The sequence below is a fragment of the Sphingopyxis sp. GW247-27LB genome, from assembly GCF_002277025.1.
Taxonomy (GTDB): domain Bacteria; phylum Pseudomonadota; class Alphaproteobacteria; order Sphingomonadales; family Sphingomonadaceae; genus Sphingopyxis.
Genome location: NZ_NIWD01000015.1, coordinates 299936 through 320393, shown reverse-complemented (window position 1 = coordinate 320393; position 20458 = coordinate 299936). Strand labels below are relative to the sequence as shown.

Genomic DNA, 20458 nt, shown 5'->3' with positions numbered 1-20458 from the left:
AGATGCGCAAGCTCCTGTTCGAAAGCCTGATCAAACCTGTGCTGACCGAGACGCAGCCAGATCCCGATCTGGCGATGTGTGCCGAGCTTGCCACCGCGTTGGGACAATCGGCGCGCCAGAGGCTCGGACGTAGCCTCGCCATTCGCGAGATCGATGCCGGTTCGTGTAACGGTTGCGAACTTGAGATTCATGCGCTCAATAACGCATTCTATGACATCGAACGCTTCGGCCTTCGCTTTGTCGCGTCTCCCCGCCATGCTGATGTACTCCTTGTAACCGGCCCGGTGACAAGGAATATGCGCGAAGCGCTCGAACGCACATATAATGCGACCCCCGCCCCCAAATGGGTGGTTGCCGTTGGAGATTGCGCAGCTGACGGTGGCTGCTTCGCTGGCAGCTATGCCGTGGTGGGTGGCGTGGCAGCTGTTGTACCGGTCGATTTGCATATCGGCGGATGCCCGCCATCCCCCGAAACACTGCTCAAGGGCCTTCTGGCACTTATTCAGGATGCTGCCCACGGCAGCGCCTCGTCGCCATGAAACGCCGGCGATCGTTGTTGTGGCTCTTGCAGGCCGGCACAGTTGCCGCGCGGCGCCAGCTATTGGCGGTCTTGATCGTGACGTCGCTTTTTGGACTTCTGTCCAAGTCCGGGCTCGCCGGTCCGCTGCTGACTCCAGGCAGTTCGGGCCGCCTCGAAGTCTCGCCGGCGCTGACATGGAGTTATCTGCTTTTGGCCGTGAATTCAGCCATTCTGCCCAAACACCTGATTGCAAGCACAGCTGCGCAAATACGCCTCATCACGCGACGACTCTCGCCAATGAATCCGAACAAGGAGGCAATAGAATTGTCCTCTATGCTCTGGTTGGCAGCCATCAGTGACGGCGTGCTCACAGTGACACCGCCGCCCGCGCTTTTGCTGACCGTCAGCGGATACTTCCGATGCTCGACAGCAGGGGCAATCGGCTGGGTTGCCTTGATGAGCATCGGCGTGGCTTTTTTCGGGGCGAACGGACTGGCTGCGCGGAAAATTGTGTAACCAGAATATATATTTCTGGAGGGGCTAATGGCCGGCAAAGTTCTCATTTCGGCGGCGGAACTCATGCCCGCCTTTTCAGGGTTTCTCGCTTCGATAGTAGCAGTGACGTTGCGGCATTCTTGTCGAGCGGCTTCGAAAAGAAGTAGCCCTGTCCCAGCGAGCAGCCAAGGCGGGCCAGTTGAGAGGCCTGCGCTTCGTTTTCAACTCCTTCGGCAACAACGGCGATGTCGAGCGCCCTGGCAGTATGGAGAAGCCCGCCGATCACGGCCGATCCGGCCCCCTCGGGTGCGAGCCGATCGACCAGGATATTGTCGATCTTGATCATGTCGACTGGCATGGTCAGCAAAGGCATGAGCAGGCCGCCGCCCGTGCCGAAATCATCGAGCGCGATACGAACGCCCCGATCGCGCAATGCCTGGATCGCGCCAATGACGGACTTGTCGCGAAGTGCCGGGTAGGCGCTTTCGGTGATTTCGATCACAAGGTGGTCAAGCGGCAATCCATGCAGCGAATGCGCCGCCTCGATCTGTTGTTCGAGCTTGCCGCCATGAAAATCGGCAAGGGAAACATTGATCCCGATGTGTTCGACGGGGACTGCCTTGTCGGACCAGTCACGGACATCCCGTGCGACGATCTCGAGCATCCGTTCTGTCAGTTCGCTGGCGATATGGATATCCGCGGTGGCTTCCCGAAACGCAGCTGCTGCAAGGATTCCGCCATTGCTCATCCGCAACCGGCACAATGCTTCCATCGCGACGATCCGGCGCGTGTCGAAGCGGACGACCGGTTGATAGTGGGCCTCGATCCGCGCATCGCGCAGGGCAGCATCGACATCCCGGATAGCGGAGATGCGGTGGATAATGCGCGTGTCGATGCCGGGCCAGTAGCGGACGAACCCACCGCGCCCGGTTTCCTTGGCATGATAGAGGGCAAAGTCGGCATTCTGCCTGACCGTCTCCGCGCTTCTGTCTCCCGGAGCGAGGACCGCGCCGCCCATCGTTGCTTTGGGGATCACGGCATGGCCGTTGCAGTCCAGCGGTTCGCCAAGCGCATCCAGTATCCCGGCGGCAAATGCGTCCAGATCGTGCAATGCGTCAGGCGACTGGACAAGGATTGCGAATTCATCGCCGCCGATGCGGAAGACCCGATCGGGCAAGGCAGCTGCCGCCATGCGCCCGGCGGCCGTCTGGATCAGCAGGTCGCCGGCGTGATGACCGAAACCATCGTTGACGACTTTCAGATTGTCGAGATCGACGATCAGAAGCGCCCAGTGCCCGGGACGGTCGCAATTGAGCCGCGCAAGCGTCTCGGCAAAGGCCGCGCGATTGGCCAGTGTCGTGAGCATATCCACGTTGGCCCGCCGCTCACGATCAAGAACCCGGTCATGCCGTTCGAGTGCGATGGAGCAAAGATGGATGCAGGAAGCGACGATTTGCCTTTCCTCGTCGGTGGGTGCGCGCGTTTCCCGGTAATAGAGGGCGAAGGTGCCGATCACACGCCCGTCCTCGCCGAAAATCGGTGTCGACCAGCAGGCACGCAGGCCGAGGGCAAGCGCACCATCCCTGAACTCGACCCAGCGCGGATCGGTCGCGATGTCGGCCACGGTCACCGGCTCGCGCAGCCAGGCCGCGCTGCCGCAAGAACCCACATCGGGGCCGATCATCAGGCCATCCAGTGCATCGCAGTAAGCCTGCGGCAGGCTCGGCGCGGAAAGGGGATGGAGAAGGCCATTGCGATCGACGGTCAGGACCGAACAGATGATGCCCGGGGCCAGCGTCTCGATCTCGATGCACAGCCGGTCGATGGTCGACTTGAGATCGGCCCCCTTGGCTGTCATTTCGAGAATCGTGTTGCGCAAGCCGAGCAAGTCTGTCCCTCTCCTTGTTAAGCGTTTCGGGCAGTCAGAATGACGAAGTAACAAGACAGCTATAGGTAATTGCGATTAAGTCTTTGCTAAATTGAGCCTATCCATCATCCCTATCTTGCAGATGTGCCGGGCAAACCTTGGCTTAACATTCGGTGGGATCGCATTTTGCGTGAGCCCCCTTGTATCATTTCCCAGCGAACAGTGGTCCGACCTGCAAATCCGAACAGTCGTTCGATGCAGAGGCATTTTGCACGCGCGAGGTTAAATGATACTTAAAACCCGTCGCCTTATAACCATCCAGGGAGGACTTATGCGGTGTGAAGCGCACGCATCCTGGTCTGCTCCGGAGCACAGTAGCGACCAATGTCCGTCGCTATCGTCTGGCGCGTGGCTTGAGCCAGCAGGATTTTGCTCACGAAATCGAGATGGACCGCACATATTATGGTGGTGTTGAGCGAGGCGAGCGCAACGTCTCGATCGACAATATCGAACGGATTGCGACGGGACTCGGGATCAGTCCCCATCTGCTTCTTCTCATGCCGGATTGAAAGGCTGCGCAGCGCTTCCTTCGGGCGGCCTCGGCGATCTTCTCACCACCCAGGAGAAACTTCGCGACTTCGCGCAGCCGCTCCGGCTTCGAACAGTCAATTCGGTGTCGGTGCCCGAGGGATTACAAGCGGCATCGGTCCTGTCAGGAAAAGCCCGATCATGGCGATTATCGCGAAGCCCGCACCTGCCAGGAATGTCGAACTCGCACCGAGCTTGTCCCACAGGAGGCCGGCCAGAAGGCTTGCCAGCAGCGTCGCCAGGCCGGTTGCGAGATTGAACAGACCGAATGCCGAACCTCTGATGTCGATCGGCGACCGATCCGCGACGAGCTTCGCCATCAGCCCCTGTGTCAAAGCCATGTGCAGGCCCCAAAGTGCAATTCCGGCGAATGCGCCGGTCAGGCCCGGCATCAGCGCAATCGCAAGATCGGCAATGATCAGGACAATCAGGCCCAGCCCAAGTAGGCTGCGTGCGTTATATCTGTCCGAAGCGATCCCGGCAGGGTAAGCCCCAAGGGCATAGACGACATTCATGACGACAAGCACCGCAGGGGCGAATGTCAGCGGCAAGCCTTCATCGGACGCCTTGAGGATCAGAAAAGCTTCGCTGAACCGGGCAAGCGTGAAAGCCACGCCGATCGCGACCACCGTCCAGAACGGGCGGCCGAGCCTCTTGAGATCGGTGATCCTGATTGGTGGCTGGCCGGTTTCGGAGTGCGCCGGTTGGCGCTGCTCGGTTACGCCGAAAATCACGCATAGCACCGCCAGCACGGCCGGTATTACGGCAATCCAGAATACCTGGCGCATGTCATCCGCAAATACTGCCATGAGTCCCATTGCCAGCAGGGGGCCGGCGAATGCCCCGACCGTATCGAGCGACTGGCGCAGGCCGAAGGCCCGCCCGCGGATGGCTTCGGGCGTGACATCGGCAACCAGCGCATCGCGCGGTGCGCCCCGCAATCCCTTGCCAATCCGGTCCGCAAAACGTGCGCCGAGTACCACCGGCGCCGAGCCCGCAAGGGCGAAGAAGGGCTTGCTCAAAGCACCCAGTCCATAGCCCAGAAGGATCAGCGGTTTGCGGCGGCCGATCCGGTCGGAGATGTAGCCTGAGAAAACCTTGCTGATCGAGGCGGTTGCTTCGGCGATGCCGTCGATCAGCCCGACCATGACGACGCTCACGCCCAGCGTGGTCGTCAGGAACAGGGGCAGCAGTGCGTGGATGATCTCGGACGAGAGGTCCATGAACAGGCTGACAAGGCCAAGCGCCCAGACGGTGCGGGGAACCCTATCCATGCGAATGCGGCGCCAGAGCTTCGATGATCTTGCAGTCGGCCACCGTGCCATGACTGCAGGTGTCGATCACGCGACCAAGTTCGCCGCGCAACGCCATAAGGTCGGCAATCTTGCGGTCGACCTCTGCCAGATGCATGCGGGCGATGCCGTCCACCGCTTCGCAGGACCGGGTCCTATCGTCCGAAAGCGCCAGCAGTTCGCGGACGGTCTCAATGGTGAAGCCCAGATCGCGGGCACGGCGGATGAAGGAAAGCCGTGCCAGGTGTTCGCCGCCATAGCTGCGGTAATTTCCCGAGGTCCGCGCGGGCGGCGCAAGAAGGCCGATCTTCTCGTAGTATCGAACCGTCTCGGCCCTTGTTCCAGTCGCGCTTGCGAGTTCACCGATCTTCATGGCTTGACCTTGTAGTTCCTACAGGGTGCATATGTAGGACCGACTCGAAACCTGTCGAGGAGGAAGTCGATGGCCGAGGGCTGCTGCGAAAGCGTTTGCGCAAGCACGAAAACATCCAACGATCCGCGCTGGCGACGGGCACTCTGGATCGCACTTGGCGTCAATGCGAGTATGTTTGCCGTCGAATTGCTGGCCGGTTCCGCAGCTCACAGCCGGGCGCTGCAGGCCGATGCGCTCGACTTCCTGGGCGATGGAGCGAACTACGCCATCGCCCTGCTGGTCGCGGGCATGGCTCTGGCGTGGCGTTCGCGTGCGGCGCTTGCCAAGGGTCTGACCCTGATGGGCTTCGGCGCCTGGGTTCTCGCGACAGCGGTTCAGGCCGCGATCACGGGCGCGACGCCCGAGCCGGAAACAATGGGCATCGTCGGCTTCATGGCGCTCGTCGCCAATGCCGGCGTGGCCTTGCTGCTCTATCGTTTCCGCACAGGCGACGCCAACATGCGCTCGGTGTGGATCTGCTCGCGTAACGATGCCATCGGCAACATCGCGGTGATGGCGGCGGCGCTCGGCGTGTTCGGGACTGGCGAGGCTTGGCCCGATCTGGTCGTAGCCGCAATATTGGCCTCGCTCGGCATCAGCGGCGGCTGGCAGATCGTTCGCCATGCCATGGAGGAACTGCGCCCGGTTCGGCATCCCTCGGCCGTTCGGCAGGAATAACCGGCGATCCACCCGGCGCGGATTGCCGGTCCATGGCGCACCCTCAGAACACGAGCACCTTGTCGGCGGCGAGCGTCTCAGCCGCAAGTTCCGCCATGGTGCTGCGCTGTGCGCCCGCCAACAGATCGGTGTCGGCAAGTCCGCGCGCATCCATGCAGGCGCCGCACAGCAGTATCCTCCCCTTGCCGGCGAGCACTCCTTTGAGCATGCGCTCGACATTGTAGTAGCCGTCCGGCGTCTTCTGGCCGGCCTTTGCCGCTGCGACGGCGTCGGCCATCAAGAATACCGTAACGCGTGTTTCCGGCTCGCTCTTGGGAAGCGCAAGGGCCAGTCGCAGGCCATTGTAGCACCGCTCGCTGCCGTAGGGCGGTTCGTTCAGGATGAGCAGGATCTGCATGGCGGCCTAATCACCCAGCGTTCGCCGGCGCTCCTCGAATTCCTCCTTGTCGATCTCGCCGCGGGCATAACGCTCGCGCAGGATATCGAGCGGCGTCTGGCCCGGGCTGGCGCTACCGCGCGATCCACCCAGCCAGCGGATCAGCAGCACCACGGCGGCGATAGGCAGCGCAAGGACGAGGATCATCATCAGCGGGCCGAAAATCATGCCGCTCCAGCCTCCACCCCAGCCCATCATATGCGGTCCCCAGCAAGCGTATCGACCGGCACCTGGCGACGCCTGGGCCCACGCGGTGGCGGGCATCAGGCACAGGGCGGTCCCGGCAGCGGCGAAACGGATTGAAAGTTTGCGCATGGTCTTCCTCCAGCATCGATGGATGCCATTTTCGGATTCCTGACACCCAATCATGTTACGGCAGATCGCGGTTCTCCGTCTTGTTCCAGATCAACAGGACTGCGCTCGCGCTGCTGCATGAGCCCGGCGACGACGGCGCCGGACAGAAGTGTCAGTGCGGCGATCGAACCGATGGCCCACGACAAGCCGAAGCGGTCGGCGATGAGCCCGGCGGCCAGCGCCCCGATCGCATAGCCAAGATCGCGCCAGAAGCGGTAGACACTGAGCGAACGGGCGCGCCATGTGGGATGCGAGGCGTCTGAGACCGCCGCGATCAGGCTTGGATAGACCATCGCCGTGCCGAGGCCGAGCAGCAGGCTGCCCATGAGCCACCATTGGAACTCGCGCGTGGCTGCGGTCAGGAACAGGCCGGCCGCCTGCACCCACATGCCAGCGACGATCAGACCCTTGCGGCCCCAGCGGTCGCTGAGCGGACCAGTGGCGACCTGCAGGATGCCCCAGGTCGCGGGATAGGCTGCCTTGAGCACGCCGATGCGTTCGACGCCAAGGCCGAACGAGGCGAAGAACAGCGGGAATATGCCCCAGCTCATCCCGTCGTTGAGGTTGTTGACGAGCCCGGCCTGCGAAGCGGCGAACAGGTTGCGGTCCTTGAAAGACGTCAGCGCGAAGACCTCGCGAAAGCCGATCGGTGCCGATTTCTCCGCATGGGCCGAAGCCTCCAACCGGACATGGTCGCGCGTGTCGCGCACCAGCAGTATCGACAGCGCCGCTCCGAAGATCGCGTAGCCGATGCCCAGCCAGATCGGCACCGGCCGCAGTCCGTATCGCGAAGCCAGATAGCCGGTAAGGAAGGCGGTGACGCCAACCGCGAGATAGCCCGCAAATTCGTTGAGCCCGACGGCGAGACCGCGCGACTTCGGCCCGACCAGATCGACCTTCATGATCACCGTCATCGACCAGGCGAGCCCCTGGTTGATGCCGAGAAGCGCGTTTGCCGCGATGATCCATTCCCAGCTTGGCGCCCAGATGATCATGAAGGGAACCGGCAAGCCGAACAGCCAGCCGAGCACGAGCACGCGCTTGCGGCCCCAGACGTCGGCAAGCTGGCCCGAGACGAGATTGGCGAAGGCTTTGACCACGCCGAAGCTGACGATGAACGAAGTGATGAGCGTCGTGGAGGCGAGATGAAACTCCTCCGCCCCGATCAGCGGCACCACCGTCCGCTCGATCCCGACCATGCCGCCGACAAAGGCATTGACCAGCACCAACAGGGCGAACTGCGGCCAGTTTTCCTTGAGGCCGAGGCGAATTGCTCGCTTCGGGCTTTCGCCGGGGATGGCCCGTTGAGGCATGGTCACAGTGCCGGGACGGCGAGACCGGCATTGACGGCCCGCAACCGGGCGGCCTCGGGAGGTGGCGGCGGAATTTCGGCAATCATCTGAGCGACGAATTCCTGCTCGTCGGTGATGGCAAAGGCGGCGTTGTGGCGCTTCTCGAAGCCGATCGTCGACCACGGCTTGCCGCTCAGCCGCCGCCCGCACACCGACCCGGCATAGGCGCCAGCCATTACCTCGACATGATCCGCCAACGACCTGAGCCGCGAGGCGCTACGGAACAGTTCGCGTGCGCCCTCCACGGCGCTGGTCGCCAGTTCGGTGCGTCCAAGGTCGCCGACCATCAGCGTGTGGCCAGTGAGGACAAACCAGGGCTCGTCGGTGCGCGTGTGGTCGGTGACGAGAAGGCAGATATGCTCGGGCGTATGACCAGGAGTGTGCAGGACCTCAGCCGTGACATTACCCAGCGGGAGTACCTCGCCGTCCGCCACGGCGCGGAAGGGAAAGCCGACCTCTGCCTTGGCGCCGAGCACGTATTCCGCCCCCGTTGCCTTGGCGAGTTCCTGCCCCGACGAGAGATGGTCGGCATGGACATGGGTATCGATCACGTAGTGGATCTGCATGCCGCCTTCTTCGGCCGCGCGCAGATAGGGCCCGATCTCGCCGACGGGATCGACCACCGCGCAGGTTGCCTTGCCGCCGCAGCCGAATAGATAGGATATGCCGACCGGATCGCGGTGGAGGAACTGGCGCAGGATCATGGGATTGCACTCCTGTCTGGAGTCCCGTAAGACTCATTCAATCATTCTGCTGAATGTTCTACTGAAACGAGGCAATGTCAAGCATGGGTCCCAAGCAGACGATTTACGAAAGCCTTGCCGAAGTGGCGCAGGCGCTTGGTCATGCGCACCGCCTGGAGCTGCTGGAACATCTCGCGCAAGGGGAGCGAAGCGTCGAACAGCTCTCCATCAGAGCGAGCCTGACATTCGCCAATACCTCACGCCATCTGCAGATCCTGCGGCGCGCCCGCCTCGTCGAGACCGAGCGGCGGGGCAAGCATGTGCTCTATCGCCTTGCCGGTGATACCGAAGTGTTGGCATTGACGCAGGCGCTTGGACGCCTCGGCGAGCGCAATGTCGCCGAGGTCGGCCGCGTCATGGCGGATTACTTCCACGCACGCGACGCGCTGGAACCTGTCTCTCGGGACGATCTCGTCTCACGGCTCAAGGACGGCCTCGTTACGGTCCTCGACGTGCGGCCCGTGGACGAGTTCGCGGCGGGGCATGTTCCCGGCGCGCTCAATATCCAGCTTGCCGAGCTGGAACAGCGCCTGGGCGAACTCCCTGCGGACCGTGAGGTCATTGCCTATTGCCGCGGCCCTTACTGCGTCCTCTCGTTCGAGGCCGCGGCACTGCTCAGGGCAAGGGGCTATTGCGTCCGCCGGCTCGAGGATGGCTATCCCGAATGGAAGGCGGCCGGCCTTCCAGTCGAGGCGGTCGGCTGAACAGGGTCCCGCGTATTATCGCGCCCGCTTGCGGCGCGCCCGCAGCCCGTTGATGTAGTGCCAGACGAAGATCGCCGGCAGTCCGATCCCGATCGTCCAGTGGATCAAGCTGGTCCAATCCCGCAGCGCCTCGCCGCCGACATAATAGAGCATGTATCCGCTCACGATCAGCACGGCGAAGACCAGGCACAGCGCGATGCCTGCGACGCGCTGGCGTTCATGCCCCCAACCTTTCGGAATATGTGCGACGAACATGCCGCCGATGCCGAGCAGGGCCGGGATCAATACGAGACCATGCAACTTCATCGTCAGAGGTTCGAGCGGGCTCATCTCGGGTCCGAATTCCCCTTGGCGCTGGCCGAAGTAATGCAGCAGCAGCCAGGCGCCACCGGTCAGCCACAGGCCCGCTCCGCTCAGCGAAAGAAGCCAGATCTGCCAGGTGGCAAGTTTTGCCGAGCGGCGATGGGGCATCAGTGACAGTTTCCGTTTGAGGGGGAAGCGAGGAGATAGCCGCCGTAGGTCGCCATGACCTGACCGGCCAACTCGGGATCGGCCATGGCGACCTTGGTCATCGCGTCGGCGAGAATGCAACGTGGCGCGACCACGCTGACCCGTCCGGTGGTGAGCACTGGACGGCCGCCCCGGCCGATATGCGGCGATTGCTCCTGCCCGCGAAACCGCCTGCGGTTCATGAGGTTGGCCGAACTCGCCATGGCGCAGTTGCGCGCCTGCACGGCGTGGCGGACGACGTCGTCGGCGTCGCGCAAGGCGACTGGCCAGTCACGGTCACCAAACACGCGCAAGTCGCCGCCGGCATTGACCAGCCCTTCGGCGACCCCGGCATCGGTCAGCGCCTCGATCGCGCGGTCCACCGCGTGCCCCTTGGCGATTCCGCCGAGATCGATCAGCACGCGGCGCGCAAGGCGGATGTGATGGTCATCGACCACCTCGATGTCCGCACTCGTGCCGGGAAAGGCGGCGAGCCGGGCGATGCCGGCGCGGGGCAGGAAGCCCGCGCGGACAAGCTGCCGCCCGGTCGTCACATCGAACAGGCCATCCGTCGCACGGAAGAGATCGAGGGCAAGACGCAGAACCCTGACCGTCTCGGCATCGACTTCGATCGCTTCGCCCGGTGTCGCCGCCCGCAGCCGGGCAAGGTCGCTCCCACCTTCGTGAAAGGACATTGCCCGGTGCACATGTTCCACCGCCGCGAAGCTACGGTCCGCGGCGGCCTCTTGGCCGACAGGAACCGTGATTTCGACAAAAGTGCCCAGTAATGGCCGGCAGCGGGTGATCATTCAGCCCGCATGCGCCAGTGCGACGCTATGCAGCGCCAGCAGCCGCTTCACCCCATCGGTGATGTTGCGGCAGGACAGCGTCGCGCCCGAGATGTTAGGAATGTCCTGGTTGAGCAGGAACGGATCAGTCAGTGCTTTGCCCCGGAAGCGGTCGCGCCAGCGCGGATCGCGCACCTGGCCGCCCTTGGTTTCGCGATAGCTCAGGATTTCAACCCCGAGGACATGACCATCTGGCGAGATCGCGGTGGCATAGGTGATGAACTCGTGCTTGCCGATCACCTCATCGACAATCACCCAGCCAAGCGTCGCGTTGCCGCTGAGCGCGCGCCAGATCCGGGGTTGGCTGGTTCGCTGTGGCGTGCCGGAAAGCCGCCTGATCTGGGTCAGTTGGGCCGGATTGAGCGTGACCGGAACGGCGACAAAGCTCTGTGCCTGCGGGATCAGCGCGTGCTGTGCCTGCTCGACCGAAAGATAATCGGCCGCCCAGGCTGGGGCGCTGACTACCGCCAGGACTGGAATTGCGGCAAGATGGGACCAGTTGCGATGTGACATGGCGGGATTCCCTAGAAATTCATGCCCAGCTTGAGGCGGAATTCGTTCCTGGTCTTCTCGATCAGGTGGAGGTTTCCGGTCTGTCCTTCATACCGCTCGCCGCCGCCCTTGATCTGGGGGAACCAGGTGAGCGTCGCCCAGAACTTCTCGCCGCCATAGTGGATCGTCGGCCCGGCGAACAGCGACCAGCGCTCTTGCCCGACTTCCGTCTCGTATTCCGAGGTGTACTGCATCTCGCCGCCGATGAACCAGTTGGGCGCGACGCGGTAGGTGAGGCCGGTGCCGGCTGAGAGCTCGATCTCCATCTCGGGCGTGGTCGGCCAGTCGAATCCTTCAGGCAGGTCGGCGATCGGGTATCGGGTTTCGTGACCGGCCTTGAGCCCGAGATTGCCGACCCAGACGATCTGCCCCTGACGGAAATATTTTTGGGCCGCGAGTACGACCTTGGCTTCATATTCAGTCTTGTCCTGGCCGCTGTGTGGATCGAGTTGCTTCCATTCGGCGGAGGTGACGACGGCCAGCCCGAAATTGTCGAGCGCGGGGCTCAGCACGTTGAACTTGGCCTTGACCTCAAGGCCGTTGAAGCGCGGCCCCTTGTCGATGGCGGCGGGAAGGTAGCCGTCGATCAGCAGGCCGTTCGCCTTGATGGTGAGGAATTTGGCGGCGGCCGACAGGGTGATCCGATCGGTCACGCCATATTCGCCCTCGATCTCGGTATCGACAGCCCGATAAGTGCCCTGCCCCTTGTCCGAGCGCAGCGTGTTGAACACGTAGATCTCGCCCGAACCCTTGGGCAGCGTCTCGGCGCCGGTGTTGTAGCCGAACAGGTTTTCATCGGCATAGGCAACTGACGGCAGAGCCAGGCAGCAAAGACCGAGAGACAAGGCAATTCGCGTTTTCATGTGCGCCCCCAAAAAGCGGTTACGATTCGACGAGGGGACTATCGCTATTGCGAACGCGTCGCAATAGCTTTATTTTCCGCTCATTCACGGCCTCCTTGATCTGGATCAATGCAATGTCGCGGCTTCGGCAATGGCCCGGACCTGCCAAACGCGTGGGACATTTGATCTTGATCAAACTTAATGCGAGTGACTTGCAATAGCGAACGTCGGCCGCTAGCTGACGCTACGAATCAGGTTCAGGGGGTTGATGATGAAATATGTTCTGTTGCTGTCGGTCGCTGCGCTGGCGTTCCCTGCTGTGGTCTCGGCCGAAGAAGCGGATGCTGAGGACGGCCGCACCATCATCGTGACGGGCAAGGCGGTTGGCTACAAAGCCGAGGACACTGCGACGGCAACCAAGACCGACACTCCCCTGCTGGATGTGCCCCAGTCGGTGTCAGTGGTGACGCGGGCACGAATCGAGGATCAGGCACTGCGCAGCATGGGCGATGTTCTGCGCTACGTTCCCGGGACGACCGTTGGCCAGGGTGAAGGCAATCGCGATCAGATCACGCTGCGCGGGCAGAACACCACCGCCGATTTCTTCCTCGATGGGGTTCGCGATGACGTCCAGTATTACCGCAGCCTCTACAACATCGAGCGTGTCGAGATTCTCAAGGGGCCTTTCGCCTTGATCTTTGGCCGCGGCGGCAGCGGCGGCATCATCAATCGCGTTCAGAAAGCACCGACCGCCGACGCCCTGCGTGCGTCGGCGACTGGCAGCGTCAACACCTTCGGCTCCTGGGATCTGGCTGCAGACGTGAATGCACCCATCAGTTCGAACGCCGCGTTCCGGGTGAACGCCTTCTACGAAGATCTGGACAACCACCGCGATTTCTTCGGTGGCGAACGCTATGCCATCAATCCCTATCTGGCGGTCGATCTGGGCCAGTGGAAGCTCGGCCTCTCCTACGAATATGTTAAAGACGATCGGGTTACCGATCGCGGCATTCCATCAGTCGCCACCATCGCCGGTGACCCCAACCGTCCCGTGAACGGGCAGCGCGACAGATTTGTCGGCACTCCCGGCGTGAACAGGGCTGGTCTTGAGGCCCACATCGTCAAGGCTCGTCTCGATGGCGATCTCGCAGAGAACCTCAAGTGGTCGACGACTATCGTCTATGGCGACTACGACAAGTATTACACCAACGTCTTTGCCAACGGCGCTGCCACGGCCGACAGCGGCACCGTCGTCCTGTCAAGCTACACCGACCCGACCAAACGCGAGAACTTCATTGCGCAGACCAATCTGGTCTGGGACTTCGCCTTCGGAGCCATCGGCAACAAGGTGCTGGCCGGCCTCGAATACGGCGACCAGCATTCGGCCAACCAGCGCCGGAACGGCACCTTGTCGAGCAGCACGTTCAATCTTGCCAACCCCGTCTATCCCACGGTCACTTTTGGTGCGCTGGCTCGCGATACCGTCTCCGATGTCCAGTTCTTCTCGGCATACGCGCAGGACCAGATATCGATCGGCGCCCACGTCGATGTGGTCGTCGGGCTACGGTACGACCGGTTCGAGATCAAGGGCACGGACCTGATCGGAACACCGCGTCCCTTCGCCCGCACCGACGAGAAGGTCAGCCCCCGTATCGGCCTGATCCTCAAGCCTCAGGAGAACATCTCCATTTACGGGAGTTACAGCCAGTCGTTCCTGCCGCGGTCGGGCGACCAGTTCCTGACCATGACGGCAAGCCAGGCCAATCTTGCTCCGGAAAAATTCACCAACTACGAAGTCGGCGCCAAGTGGGACATCCGCCCTGATCTGGGCGCCACGATCGCACTGTTCCAGCTCGACCGGACCAACGCCACAACGCCCGATCCGAACAATGTCACAGCTACGATCAATGTCGGCGAAACCCGCACCAAGGGGATTGAACTGGCGCTGACCGGGCGGATTCTTCCTGGCCTTCAGACCAGCGCCGCCTACACCTATCAGGATGCCAAACTGAAGGGGAACGGCTTTGTTCGTCTTGCCCAGGTTCCCGAGCATCAGGTGGCCTTGTGGAACCGCTATGATTTCAGTCCGTCCTTCGGCCTTGGTCTGGGCGTGATCCATCAGTCGAGCCAGTTTGCTGCCATCAGGACTGCCGCGAACACGACGCGGCTGCCAGGCTTCACCAGGGTGGACGCCGCGCTGTACTTCAAGCCGAGTGACCGGTTCGACCTCCAGCTGAATGTCGAAAATCTTTTCGATGAAACCTACTTCTCCGACGCGCACAACAATAACAACATCTCCACCGGTGCACCGATTAATGCGCGCCTGACTGCTCGCGTAAAGTTCTGAAGTCAGACCCTTAAGCGCATGATTGGTGGGACAGCGTCACTTCGAAGTGATGCTGTCCTGATCAGCGTCAAGCCCCGATACACGCATTGCATTGGCTCAGACTTCCTTGGCAACCTCATCTTCGACTGGGAGGACAAGATCTGGGCACGTCGAAATCGGCAGCGGGCAGCGATGTCCAGCGGATCGAGAGTTCGGCAAACGGCGATGGCCGCAGTTCCGAATTCTTCCTCGACCTCAAGGTCAGCCAGCGTATCATGCTGGGTAGGTGTGGGCATGGCCCTCGGGCTGGTGTGAGGTCCGGCAGGTTGGCCTGCTTCCACCGTACTCGGCCAGTTAGTTTTGCTGACCGTTATCCGATATATGTATGCATGCTTCGGACAAATGGGCCGTCAGCAGGCTGATCGCAGCCCGAGAGGGAAAGCAGCATCGCCGCGACAAGAAAAACGCGACCCTGTTGATCTTCTCGCATGCTGCACCCCTGACAGAAACCGGGCGCGCCGGTCGGTGCTGGTCCCGACCGTTCCCTTGCCGGCGCCGCTAGAACCAGAAGCGAACGCCAGCGACAGCTGCGCGGTCAATCGTATCACGTCCGTCGATCCGGGCGTAGTCAGCCGTTCTGCCGGTCTTCCAGGTCCAGTTCACGCCGATGTAAGGCGCGAACTCGCGGCTGATTTCGTAGCGCAGGCGCAGGCCGAGTTCCGCTTGGGCAAGGCCGCTTCCGATCTTGAGTTCGGGAATGTCCTGAGCAGACAGGTCGAACTCCACCCTGGGCTGAAGGATCAGCCGTTGGGTCAGGCGCTGGTCGTAACTGGCCTCAACGCGCCCGGTCACGTCGCCCTTGTGGGACAGGAACGCGGCAGCCGTAACGTGAAAGAAGTAAGGGGCGAGACCCTCGACTCCGACGACGGCGTGGGTCCGCGCAGGCTCGGGGCGGAAATCCTGGCGGGCACCGACCTGCAAATTCCACCATGGATCGAGCGCACGGCTGTAGAGAATCTGGAATTCGGCGTGTTCGATGCCCTCACCGAAGGTGCCTTCGCCCTTGCTGCGGAGCACGGCCCGGTTGAGATCGCCCACCCACGCCTCGCCTTCCCAGCGATAGCCGTCCTTGCCATCGCGCACCTGGTATTCGGCGAGATCAAACAGGACCTGCGTGTAGCTGGCCGAGCCATGTGCGCCCATGGCCGCCGCTTCCGCCGCTGCCATCTGCGCGGGACCGTAATAGCGGTCGGCGGGACGGTCGTGAGCAATGGGCGGCGGCTCGGCGCTTCCGGGCGACTGATCGGTGCCGACCGGTTCGCCATTGGCTGCAGTCAGGTTCTCCTGTGCAGGCAACTGGTGTCCGGCGTGATCGCTCGCCGGAGCTGGGCTCTGAGGAACGGGCGCTGGCGGCGCCGGCGTATAGCTCGTCCCATGCATCGAATGATCCACGGGACTGTCCATGGACTGTGCCATCGCGGGGGTGGCCAGGCCAGCGAGGAGAAGGGGAAGCGCCCTTTTCACTGGCCGTCTCCTTCCACCGGACGAACCTGGACGATGCGCATCATGCCCATGGCCATGTGCAGGAACAGGTGGCAGTGGAAAGCCCAGTCACCCGGAATCCCCGTGACGTCCCAGCTGACCTTGCCGCCGGGAAGCACGCTTACCGTATGCTTGCGGGGGCTGAATTCGCCATGCCCCGTCACCAGTTCGAAGTAGTGCCCGTGCAGGTGGATCGGATGCGCCATCATCGTATCGTTGACGAGGGTGATGCGGACGCGCTCGCCGGCGCGGATGGGCAAGGGTTCATGCGCCTCGGACAGCGTCTTGCCGTCCATCGACCACATGTAGCGCTCCATGTTGCCGGTCAGGTGCACCTCGATTTCCCGCGTTGGCGCGCGGACATCCGGATTACGCTCGATCGCCACGAGGTCGCGATAGGTCAGCACCCTGTGTCCGGCCTTGTCGAGGCCGATGCCCGGCTCGCCGGTCCGGTCCATCGGCATCGGACTGATCATTTCGACGCCGGGCCCCAGCTTCACCTGCGGGGCGTTCTTGCGGTCGCGCATGGACATGCTCTTCATGTCCATGCCTTCCATCTCCATGCCCATGTCCTTCATGGTGAGGAGCGGACGCTCGCGCAGCGCAGGTGGTTCAGCGCGCATGCCAGGGCGCGGAGCGAGTGTGGCGACAGCCATGCCCGACCGGTCGACGCTCTCGCCGACGATGGCGTAGGCGCGTTCCTCGGTGGGCGTCACCACGACATCGTAAGTCTCGCCTGGCGAAATCTGGAACTCTTCGACGGTGACGGGCCGAACGTTCTGGCCATCTGCCTGGACGACGCTTAGTTGCAACCCCGGTATGCGCACGTTGAACAGGGTCATCGCAGCGGCATTGATGTAGCGCAGCCGCACCCTTTCGCCAGGGCGGAACAGGCCGGTCCAGTTGTCCCCGGGGCCGTGGCCGTTCACGAGGTAAGTCAGCACCTCGCCGGTCACGTCGGAAATATCGCTCGGGTCCATCCGCATGCGCCCCCAGGCCACGCGTTCCGACAGGGGCTGGTCCTTTCCTGCGAGCAGGCTTTCCAGAGTCTGGCGCTGCCGGTTGTAGTAGCCGGGATCGAGCTTGAGGTTGCGCAGGATCCGCGCCGGATGGACGAAGCTGTGGTCGGACAGCACCACGACATGCTCGCGGTCGTACTGCACCGGATCAGGACCGGCGGGATCGACCACGATCGGACCGTAATGGCCCATCAGTTCCTGGAGGCCCGAATGGCTGTGATACCAGTACGTGCCGGCCTGATTGACCGGGAGCTCGTAAGTGAAGGTTGAGCGCGGCTTGATTTCCGGGAACGACACTCCCGGCACGCCGTCCATCTGGAACGGCACCAGAAGTCCGTGCCAGTGCAGCGAGGTTTCCTCGTCGAGGTCATTGACCACCCGGATGCGGACTGTCTGTCCTTCGCGCAAGCGCAGGAGCGGGGCGGGGACGGTTCCATTCATCGTGACGGCGCGCGCTGTGCGGCCCTCGATCCGGATTGTGTCTGTGGCGACTTTCAGTTCGATCTCGGGCCCGCTCAAGGTCTGCGGCGAGGCGATGAGCCCTGCCGACACCGGCTGCGCCCAGGCCGGTAACCACGCAGCGAGCGCCGCGCTTCCACCGAACAGCGCGCCGCCACGCAGGAGGCTGCGGCGATCCAGATCGAGAAAATGCATGAAGGATTCGTCCCTGACTTGCGTAACTTGACCTGATACGCGGACGAGGCTTCAGGCCCTCAGAATTTCCTGCAATTTCATGCGGGCCCGGTAGAGCCGAGTTTCCGCGGCCTTTTCGCTGATCTCGAGGACCTCGGCTGCTTCAGACTGGCTGAGGCCTTCGATCGTACGGAGCAGCAGCACTTCCTTCAACCTGGTCGGAAGGGTCGCAATCGCCGCCATGGTATGATTGAGTTCCTCCCTGTCCGCGAGCGCGGCGTCGGCCAATACGTGGCCATCGGCAACGTCACGGGCATCCTCCAGCGGCAAGGCAAAGGCGAAAGCCCGCCGCACCATGCGGCGGCGAGCAAGGTCACGTGACTTGTTGATCGCGATCCGGCTGATCCAGGTGCGGAACGGGCGCTGGGGATCATAGGACCTCAGCGCTGCAAATGCCGAGATGAAGCTCTGCTGGGTAACCTCGAGTGCGGTATCATCGTCACCGGTGTGGCTTCGCGCCAGGCGGAAGATCGCCTCGCGGTGGCGGCGCATGAGTTCGCCATAGGCTGTCTGTCGTCCGCCAAGCGCCAGCGCCGCGAGTTCGCCATCGCTGCATCCGGCAAGGTCGATCATCACCGCTCTCTGGCGGTGAGCGCCCTTGTCACGGCCTCATCGAAGCGGGCTGCTTGATTGGGCCGCAGCACGCCACGCATGGCAAAGATATGTTCGAGCGTGATCTTCTGGAGTTCGCCCATCGCGGTGTGCGACCGGTCGACCGCCGCCTGGACCTGCGGCCCGTAGCCGTGTTCCGCCTCGATCGCAGCGGCAAGCCGGGCATTGTCGCTACGCAGTTCGAGTTCCAGGGCCTGTTTTCGCGGCGCAAACGCGCGCTCGAACTTCTCAATCTGCGCTTCCTGCTGCGCGTCGAGTTTCAGTTCATGGTGCAGCAGGACGTGGATCTCGGATTCGACCGGCTTCTGAGGCAAAATCCACGCGCGACCGATGAACAGTCCGCCAAGCGCCGAGCCGAAGGCGAGCAGCGCGATCAGACCGAGACCGATCCGATTATTCATGCGCGCCATCCAGCAGGGTCGAAGGCGCCAGCACCGGCGGGACGCCCAGCGGGAACAACGAAGCAGCCTGCGCAGGCGTCGGGGGAAGCGCTGAGCCCAACAGACCGACTGACAGGGCAATGCCAAAGGCCATGCCGAATGCAGCCCTGGGCAGGGCGTGCCGGGCCGCCAGGGCGGCAAGACCATCGAATACTCCGGCGTCGATGGACGACAGCCGTGGGTCGGGCGGCAAATCCCGAACCCGGGCCAGCAGTTGATCCAATTCCGTCATGTCCGTCTCGCTGCGGTTGAACTTGTCAGGCTGATACGCTGCCGGCGTACTTTTCCCTCAAAAATATATCGGAGAATGTGAGGGCTATGCCGCCCTGCTGCGTAAACGGCAAGGAACTGCATAGCGAAGGACTCTTTCATGAAGCTTTACAAGACCCTTGCCAGCGCATTGGCCGCCGCGACGATCGGCATTTCCGCGCCGGTTTTGGCCCACCCTCGACTTGTAGCCGCGACACCGGCGCAATCGGCGAGCGTCAACCACGTTGACCGCATTGTCCTGACATTCAGCGAACCGCTGACGGCTGCCTTTTCCGGCTTCGATGTGGTCATGACCGCAATGCCCGGCATGGCTCCGGGTCATCAACACCAGCCGTTGAAGGTTGGCGGCATCATCGTAAGGGTTGGCCCCGACGGCAAATCGCTGGTTGGAACCTTGGCGCGCCGTCTCCCCCAGGGCAGCTATGACGTGAACTGGCGCGCCGTCTCCACCGACACGCACCGGATCACCGGGAAAATTTCCTTCACGGTCCGGTAGAGTGGAACCGGGGGCAATCCATCTCCTGCGCTGGGCGCTGTATACCGATCTGGGGCTGCTCTTTGGCATGCCGCTTTTCGCACTCTACAACCCCGGCGCGGAGCATGTCCCTCGCAAGCTCCTGTTGGTGCTGGCGATCGCTGGCATCGTCCTGACCCTTGCATCTCTTCAGCTGACTTCTGCCGCCATGGCCGGCGCATCGGCGGCGCAGATCGATCCACAATTGCTGGGCATGGTGGTCGGGCAAACCGGCTTCGGACGGGCGGCGCTCGTGCGCCTCATCCTGCTTTCCGCGCTCGCCGCAATTGCGTCGATCACCGCGAAGAACGGATGGCTCGCCACCATGCTTGGCGGCGGCGCGCTGCTGACGCTCGCATGGGCGGGGCATGGAAACTCGACCCCGCGACCAGGCGGCTCGATCCATCTTGCAGCCGGCCTTATCCACCTTCTTGCCGCGGGCACCTGGCTCGGGGCGTTGGCCATGTTCCTGCGATTGATTCCCCGAGATGTAGAAGTGTGCTATGCTGCACTCAGGCGCTTCTCGACGGTCGGCACGATCGCAGTGATCGCACTGGCAGCTTCCGGCCTGATCAACGTGGTCTACCAGATTGATCTCGATCAGAGAGGCTGGGGGCCGCCGAACGTATACGAGCGCCTGTTGCTACTGAAACTCGTTCTCTTCGGGGGGATGCTGGTGATGGCCTCGATCAATCGCTTCAAACTGACACCCAGGCTGGCGGCGCGGAGTGCCGCAACCGGCATCGCCGAATCCGGGCGGGCCTTGCGCACGAGCATTTCTGTCGAATTCACACTCGCCCTCGCCGTACTGGCATTGGTTGGCTGGCTCGGCACGCTCGATCCGGCATCTTGAAGGAAGGGCCAGGACCC

General features: G+C 62.7%; 24 protein-coding genes. 8 read left to right on the top strand and 16 right to left on the bottom strand.

The window, feature by feature from the left end; genetic code table 11:
* Positions 1-2: 2 nt before the first annotated feature.
* Together CD928_RS20625 and CD928_RS23160 are read left to right on the top strand one after the other, a co-directional pair.
* Positions 3-539 carry an NADH-quinone oxidoreductase subunit B family protein gene (locus CD928_RS20625; RefSeq protein WP_095389083.1) on the top strand — a complete coding sequence of 179 codons (537 nt, stop codon included), beginning with the start codon at positions 3-5 and terminating at the stop codon, positions 537-539.
* Positions 536-1036: a hypothetical protein gene (locus CD928_RS23160; RefSeq protein ID WP_141237217.1), complete on the top strand. Its 501-nt coding sequence runs from the start codon at positions 536-538 to the stop codon at positions 1034-1036. Before CD928_RS20625 ends, CD928_RS23160 begins: the two co-directional genes overlap by 4 nt.
* 61 nt (positions 1037-1097) lie before the next feature.
* Here the strand turns inward: CD928_RS23160 and CD928_RS20615 are convergent, their stop codons facing one another.
* Positions 1098-2903: a bifunctional diguanylate cyclase/phosphodiesterase gene (locus CD928_RS20615; protein ID WP_217983795.1), complete on the bottom strand. Its 1806-nt coding sequence runs from the start codon at positions 2901-2903 to the stop codon at positions 1098-1100.
* A gap of 317 nt (positions 2904-3220) precedes the next feature.
* Here CD928_RS20615 and CD928_RS20610 point away from each other — a divergent pair, with 317 nt between their 5' ends.
* Positions 3221-3451, top strand: a complete 231-nt coding sequence (locus tag CD928_RS20610) for a helix-turn-helix domain-containing protein (RefSeq protein WP_095388961.1) — start codon at positions 3221-3223, stop codon at positions 3449-3451.
* Positions 3452-3547: 96 nt separating this feature from the next.
* Here CD928_RS20610 and CD928_RS20605 read toward each other — a convergent pair whose 3' ends face one another.
* Both CD928_RS20605 and CD928_RS20600 read right to left on the bottom strand, forming a co-directional pair.
* A complete protein-coding gene (locus CD928_RS20605; protein ID WP_095388960.1) occupies positions 3548-4744 on the bottom strand; it encodes an MFS transporter in 1197 nt (398 codons plus the stop codon).
* Entirely contained in the window at positions 4737-5135 is a 399-nt protein-coding gene (locus CD928_RS20600; RefSeq protein WP_095388959.1) for a helix-turn-helix domain-containing protein, read from the bottom strand. Before CD928_RS20600 ends, CD928_RS20605 begins: the two co-directional genes overlap by 8 nt.
* 69 nt (positions 5136-5204) lie before the next feature.
* Here CD928_RS20600 and CD928_RS20595 point away from each other — a divergent pair, with 69 nt between their 5' ends.
* Positions 5205-5852, top strand: coding sequence for a cation transporter (locus CD928_RS20595; protein ID WP_095388958.1), 648 nt, complete (start codon positions 5205-5207; stop codon positions 5850-5852).
* Positions 5853-5895: 43 nt separating this feature from the next.
* Here the strand turns inward: CD928_RS20595 and CD928_RS20590 are convergent, their stop codons facing one another.
* Genes CD928_RS20590 through CD928_RS20575 form a run of 4 tightly spaced genes read right to left on the bottom strand, consistent with a single transcriptional unit; the run spans position 5896 to position 8698 of the window.
* Complete coding sequence (locus tag CD928_RS20590) at positions 5896-6249, bottom strand: DsrE/DsrF/TusD sulfur relay family protein (RefSeq protein WP_095388957.1); 354 nt, start codon at positions 6247-6249, stop codon at positions 5896-5898.
* Between the two features lie 6 nt (positions 6250-6255).
* A complete protein-coding gene (locus CD928_RS20585) occupies positions 6256-6603 on the bottom strand; it encodes an SHOCT domain-containing protein (protein WP_095388956.1) in 348 nt (115 codons plus the stop codon).
* A 50-nt stretch (positions 6604-6653) separates the two neighbouring features.
* Entirely contained in the window at positions 6654-7955 is a 1302-nt protein-coding gene (locus CD928_RS20580; RefSeq protein ID WP_095388955.1) for an MFS transporter, read from the bottom strand.
* Positions 7956-7957: 2 nt separating this feature from the next.
* Positions 7958-8698, bottom strand: coding sequence for an MBL fold metallo-hydrolase (locus CD928_RS20575; RefSeq protein WP_095388954.1), 741 nt, complete (start codon positions 8696-8698; stop codon positions 7958-7960).
* A gap of 83 nt (positions 8699-8781) precedes the next feature.
* Between CD928_RS20575 and CD928_RS20570 the strand changes: the two genes are divergently transcribed.
* Complete coding sequence (locus CD928_RS20570; protein WP_217983794.1) at positions 8782-9441, top strand: metalloregulator ArsR/SmtB family transcription factor; 660 nt, start codon at positions 8782-8784, stop codon at positions 9439-9441.
* 15 nt (positions 9442-9456) lie between these two features.
* Here CD928_RS20570 and CD928_RS20565 read toward each other — a convergent pair whose 3' ends face one another.
* From CD928_RS20565 to CD928_RS20550, 4 genes are read right to left on the bottom strand one after another with little or no spacing between them, the layout of a single operon-like run.
* Positions 9457-9912: a hypothetical protein gene (locus tag CD928_RS20565; RefSeq protein WP_095388952.1), complete on the bottom strand. Its 456-nt coding sequence runs from the start codon at positions 9910-9912 to the stop codon at positions 9457-9459.
* The gene (locus tag CD928_RS20560; RefSeq protein WP_095388951.1) at positions 9912-10739 is read right to left on the bottom strand and encodes an FAD:protein FMN transferase; all 828 of its coding nucleotides are present in this window, start codon (positions 10737-10739) and stop codon (positions 9912-9914) included. Before CD928_RS20560 ends, CD928_RS20565 begins: the two co-directional genes overlap by 1 nt.
* Entirely contained in the window at positions 10740-11291 is a 552-nt protein-coding gene (locus tag CD928_RS20555) for an FMN-binding protein (RefSeq protein WP_095388950.1), read from the bottom strand.
* Between the two features lie 11 nt (positions 11292-11302).
* Positions 11303-12193 carry a DUF6662 family protein gene (locus tag CD928_RS20550; protein WP_095388949.1) on the bottom strand — a complete coding sequence of 297 codons (891 nt, stop codon included), beginning with the start codon at positions 12191-12193 and terminating at the stop codon, positions 11303-11305.
* 250 nt (positions 12194-12443) lie between these two features.
* On the opposite strand from CD928_RS20550, the gene CD928_RS20545 reads away from it, so the two are divergent.
* Entirely contained in the window at positions 12444-14519 is a 2076-nt protein-coding gene (locus tag CD928_RS20545; RefSeq protein WP_095389081.1) for a TonB-dependent siderophore receptor, read from the top strand.
* Positions 14520-15056: 537 nt separating this feature from the next.
* On the opposite strand, the gene CD928_RS20540 is transcribed toward CD928_RS20545, so the two are convergent.
* Genes CD928_RS20540 through CD928_RS20520 form a run of 5 tightly spaced genes read right to left on the bottom strand, consistent with a single transcriptional unit; the run spans position 15057 to position 19036 of the window.
* Entirely contained in the window at positions 15057-15962 is a 906-nt protein-coding gene (locus tag CD928_RS20540) for a copper resistance protein B (protein ID WP_255247278.1), read from the bottom strand.
* Between the two features lie 56 nt (positions 15963-16018).
* Complete coding sequence (locus CD928_RS20535; RefSeq protein WP_095388948.1) at positions 16019-17713, bottom strand: copper resistance system multicopper oxidase; 1695 nt, start codon at positions 17711-17713, stop codon at positions 16019-16021.
* Between the two features lie 51 nt (positions 17714-17764).
* Complete coding sequence (locus CD928_RS20530) at positions 17765-18325, bottom strand: RNA polymerase sigma factor (protein WP_095388947.1); 561 nt, start codon at positions 18323-18325, stop codon at positions 17765-17767.
* The gene (locus tag CD928_RS20525; RefSeq protein WP_095388946.1) at positions 18325-18765 is read right to left on the bottom strand and encodes a periplasmic heavy metal sensor; all 441 of its coding nucleotides are present in this window, start codon (positions 18763-18765) and stop codon (positions 18325-18327) included. Before CD928_RS20525 ends, CD928_RS20530 begins: the two co-directional genes overlap by 1 nt.
* Positions 18758-19036: a hypothetical protein gene (locus tag CD928_RS20520; RefSeq protein WP_095388945.1), complete on the bottom strand. Its 279-nt coding sequence runs from the start codon at positions 19034-19036 to the stop codon at positions 18758-18760. The genes CD928_RS20525 and CD928_RS20520 overlap by 8 nt, the downstream gene beginning before the upstream one ends.
* Before the next feature lie 138 nt (positions 19037-19174).
* On the opposite strand from CD928_RS20520, the gene copC reads away from it, so the two are divergent.
* A complete protein-coding gene (copC, locus tag CD928_RS20515) occupies positions 19175-19570 on the top strand; it encodes a copper homeostasis periplasmic binding protein CopC (RefSeq protein ID WP_095388944.1) in 396 nt (131 codons plus the stop codon).
* A 1-nt stretch (position 19571) separates the two neighbouring features.
* On the top strand, positions 19572-20441 hold the full coding sequence (copD, locus tag CD928_RS20510; RefSeq protein ID WP_095388943.1) for a copper homeostasis membrane protein CopD: 870 nt from the start codon (positions 19572-19574) through the stop codon (positions 20439-20441).
* Positions 20442-20458 lie beyond the last annotated feature (17 nt).

What these genes read in the sequence shown, in the direction of transcription:
- CD928_RS20525 (WP_095388946.1), bottom strand. Translation starts at nt 18,765, where the DNA reads ATGAATAATCGGATCGGTCTCGGTCTGATCGCGCTGCTCGCCTTCGGC.
- CD928_RS20545 (WP_095389081.1), top strand. Translation starts at nt 12,444, where the DNA reads ATGAAATATGTTCTGTTGCTGTCGGTCGCTGCGCTGGCGTTCCCTGCT.
- CD928_RS20580 (WP_095388955.1), bottom strand. Translation starts at nt 7,955, where the DNA reads ATGCCTCAACGGGCCATCCCCGGCGAAAGCCCGAAGCGAGCAATTCGC.
- CD928_RS20605 (WP_095388960.1), bottom strand. Translation starts at nt 4,744, where the DNA reads ATGGATAGGGTTCCCCGCACCGTCTGGGCGCTTGGCCTTGTCAGCCTG.
- CD928_RS20585 (WP_095388956.1), bottom strand. Translation starts at nt 6,603, where the DNA reads ATGCGCAAACTTTCAATCCGTTTCGCCGCTGCCGGGACCGCCCTGTGC.
- CD928_RS20625 (WP_095389083.1), top strand. Translation starts at nt 3, where the DNA reads ATGCGCAAGCTCCTGTTCGAAAGCCTGATCAAACCTGTGCTGACCGAG.
- CD928_RS20560 (WP_095388951.1), bottom strand. Translation starts at nt 10,739, where the DNA reads ATGATCACCCGCTGCCGGCCATTACTGGGCACTTTTGTCGAAATCACG.
- CD928_RS23160 (WP_141237217.1), top strand. Translation starts at nt 536, where the DNA reads ATGAAACGCCGGCGATCGTTGTTGTGGCTCTTGCAGGCCGGCACAGTT.
- CD928_RS20595 (WP_095388958.1), top strand. Translation starts at nt 5,205, where the DNA reads ATGGCCGAGGGCTGCTGCGAAAGCGTTTGCGCAAGCACGAAAACATCC.
- CD928_RS20535 (WP_095388948.1), bottom strand. Translation starts at nt 17,713, where the DNA reads ATGCATTTTCTCGATCTGGATCGCCGCAGCCTCCTGCGTGGCGGCGCG.
- CD928_RS20600 (WP_095388959.1), bottom strand. Translation starts at nt 5,135, where the DNA reads ATGAAGATCGGTGAACTCGCAAGCGCGACTGGAACAAGGGCCGAGACG.
- CD928_RS20565 (WP_095388952.1), bottom strand. Translation starts at nt 9,912, where the DNA reads ATGCCCCATCGCCGCTCGGCAAAACTTGCCACCTGGCAGATCTGGCTT.
- CD928_RS20570 (WP_217983794.1), top strand. Translation starts at nt 8,782, where the DNA reads ATGGGTCCCAAGCAGACGATTTACGAAAGCCTTGCCGAAGTGGCGCAG.
- CD928_RS20555 (WP_095388950.1), bottom strand. Translation starts at nt 11,291, where the DNA reads ATGTCACATCGCAACTGGTCCCATCTTGCCGCAATTCCAGTCCTGGCG.
- CD928_RS20530 (WP_095388947.1), bottom strand. Translation starts at nt 18,325, where the DNA reads ATGATCGACCTTGCCGGATGCAGCGATGGCGAACTCGCGGCGCTGGCG.
- CD928_RS20550 (WP_095388949.1), bottom strand. Translation starts at nt 12,193, where the DNA reads ATGAAAACGCGAATTGCCTTGTCTCTCGGTCTTTGCTGCCTGGCTCTG.
- CD928_RS20540 (WP_255247278.1), bottom strand. Translation starts at nt 15,962, where the DNA reads ATGGACAGTCCCGTGGATCATTCGATGCATGGGACGAGCTATACGCCG.
- CD928_RS20590 (WP_095388957.1), bottom strand. Translation starts at nt 6,249, where the DNA reads ATGCAGATCCTGCTCATCCTGAACGAACCGCCCTACGGCAGCGAGCGG.
- CD928_RS20520 (WP_095388945.1), bottom strand. Translation starts at nt 19,036, where the DNA reads ATGACGGAATTGGATCAACTGCTGGCCCGGGTTCGGGATTTGCCGCCC.
- CD928_RS20575 (WP_095388954.1), bottom strand. Translation starts at nt 8,698, where the DNA reads ATGATCCTGCGCCAGTTCCTCCACCGCGATCCGGTCGGCATATCCTAT.
- copC (WP_095388944.1), top strand. Translation starts at nt 19,175, where the DNA reads ATGAAGCTTTACAAGACCCTTGCCAGCGCATTGGCCGCCGCGACGATC.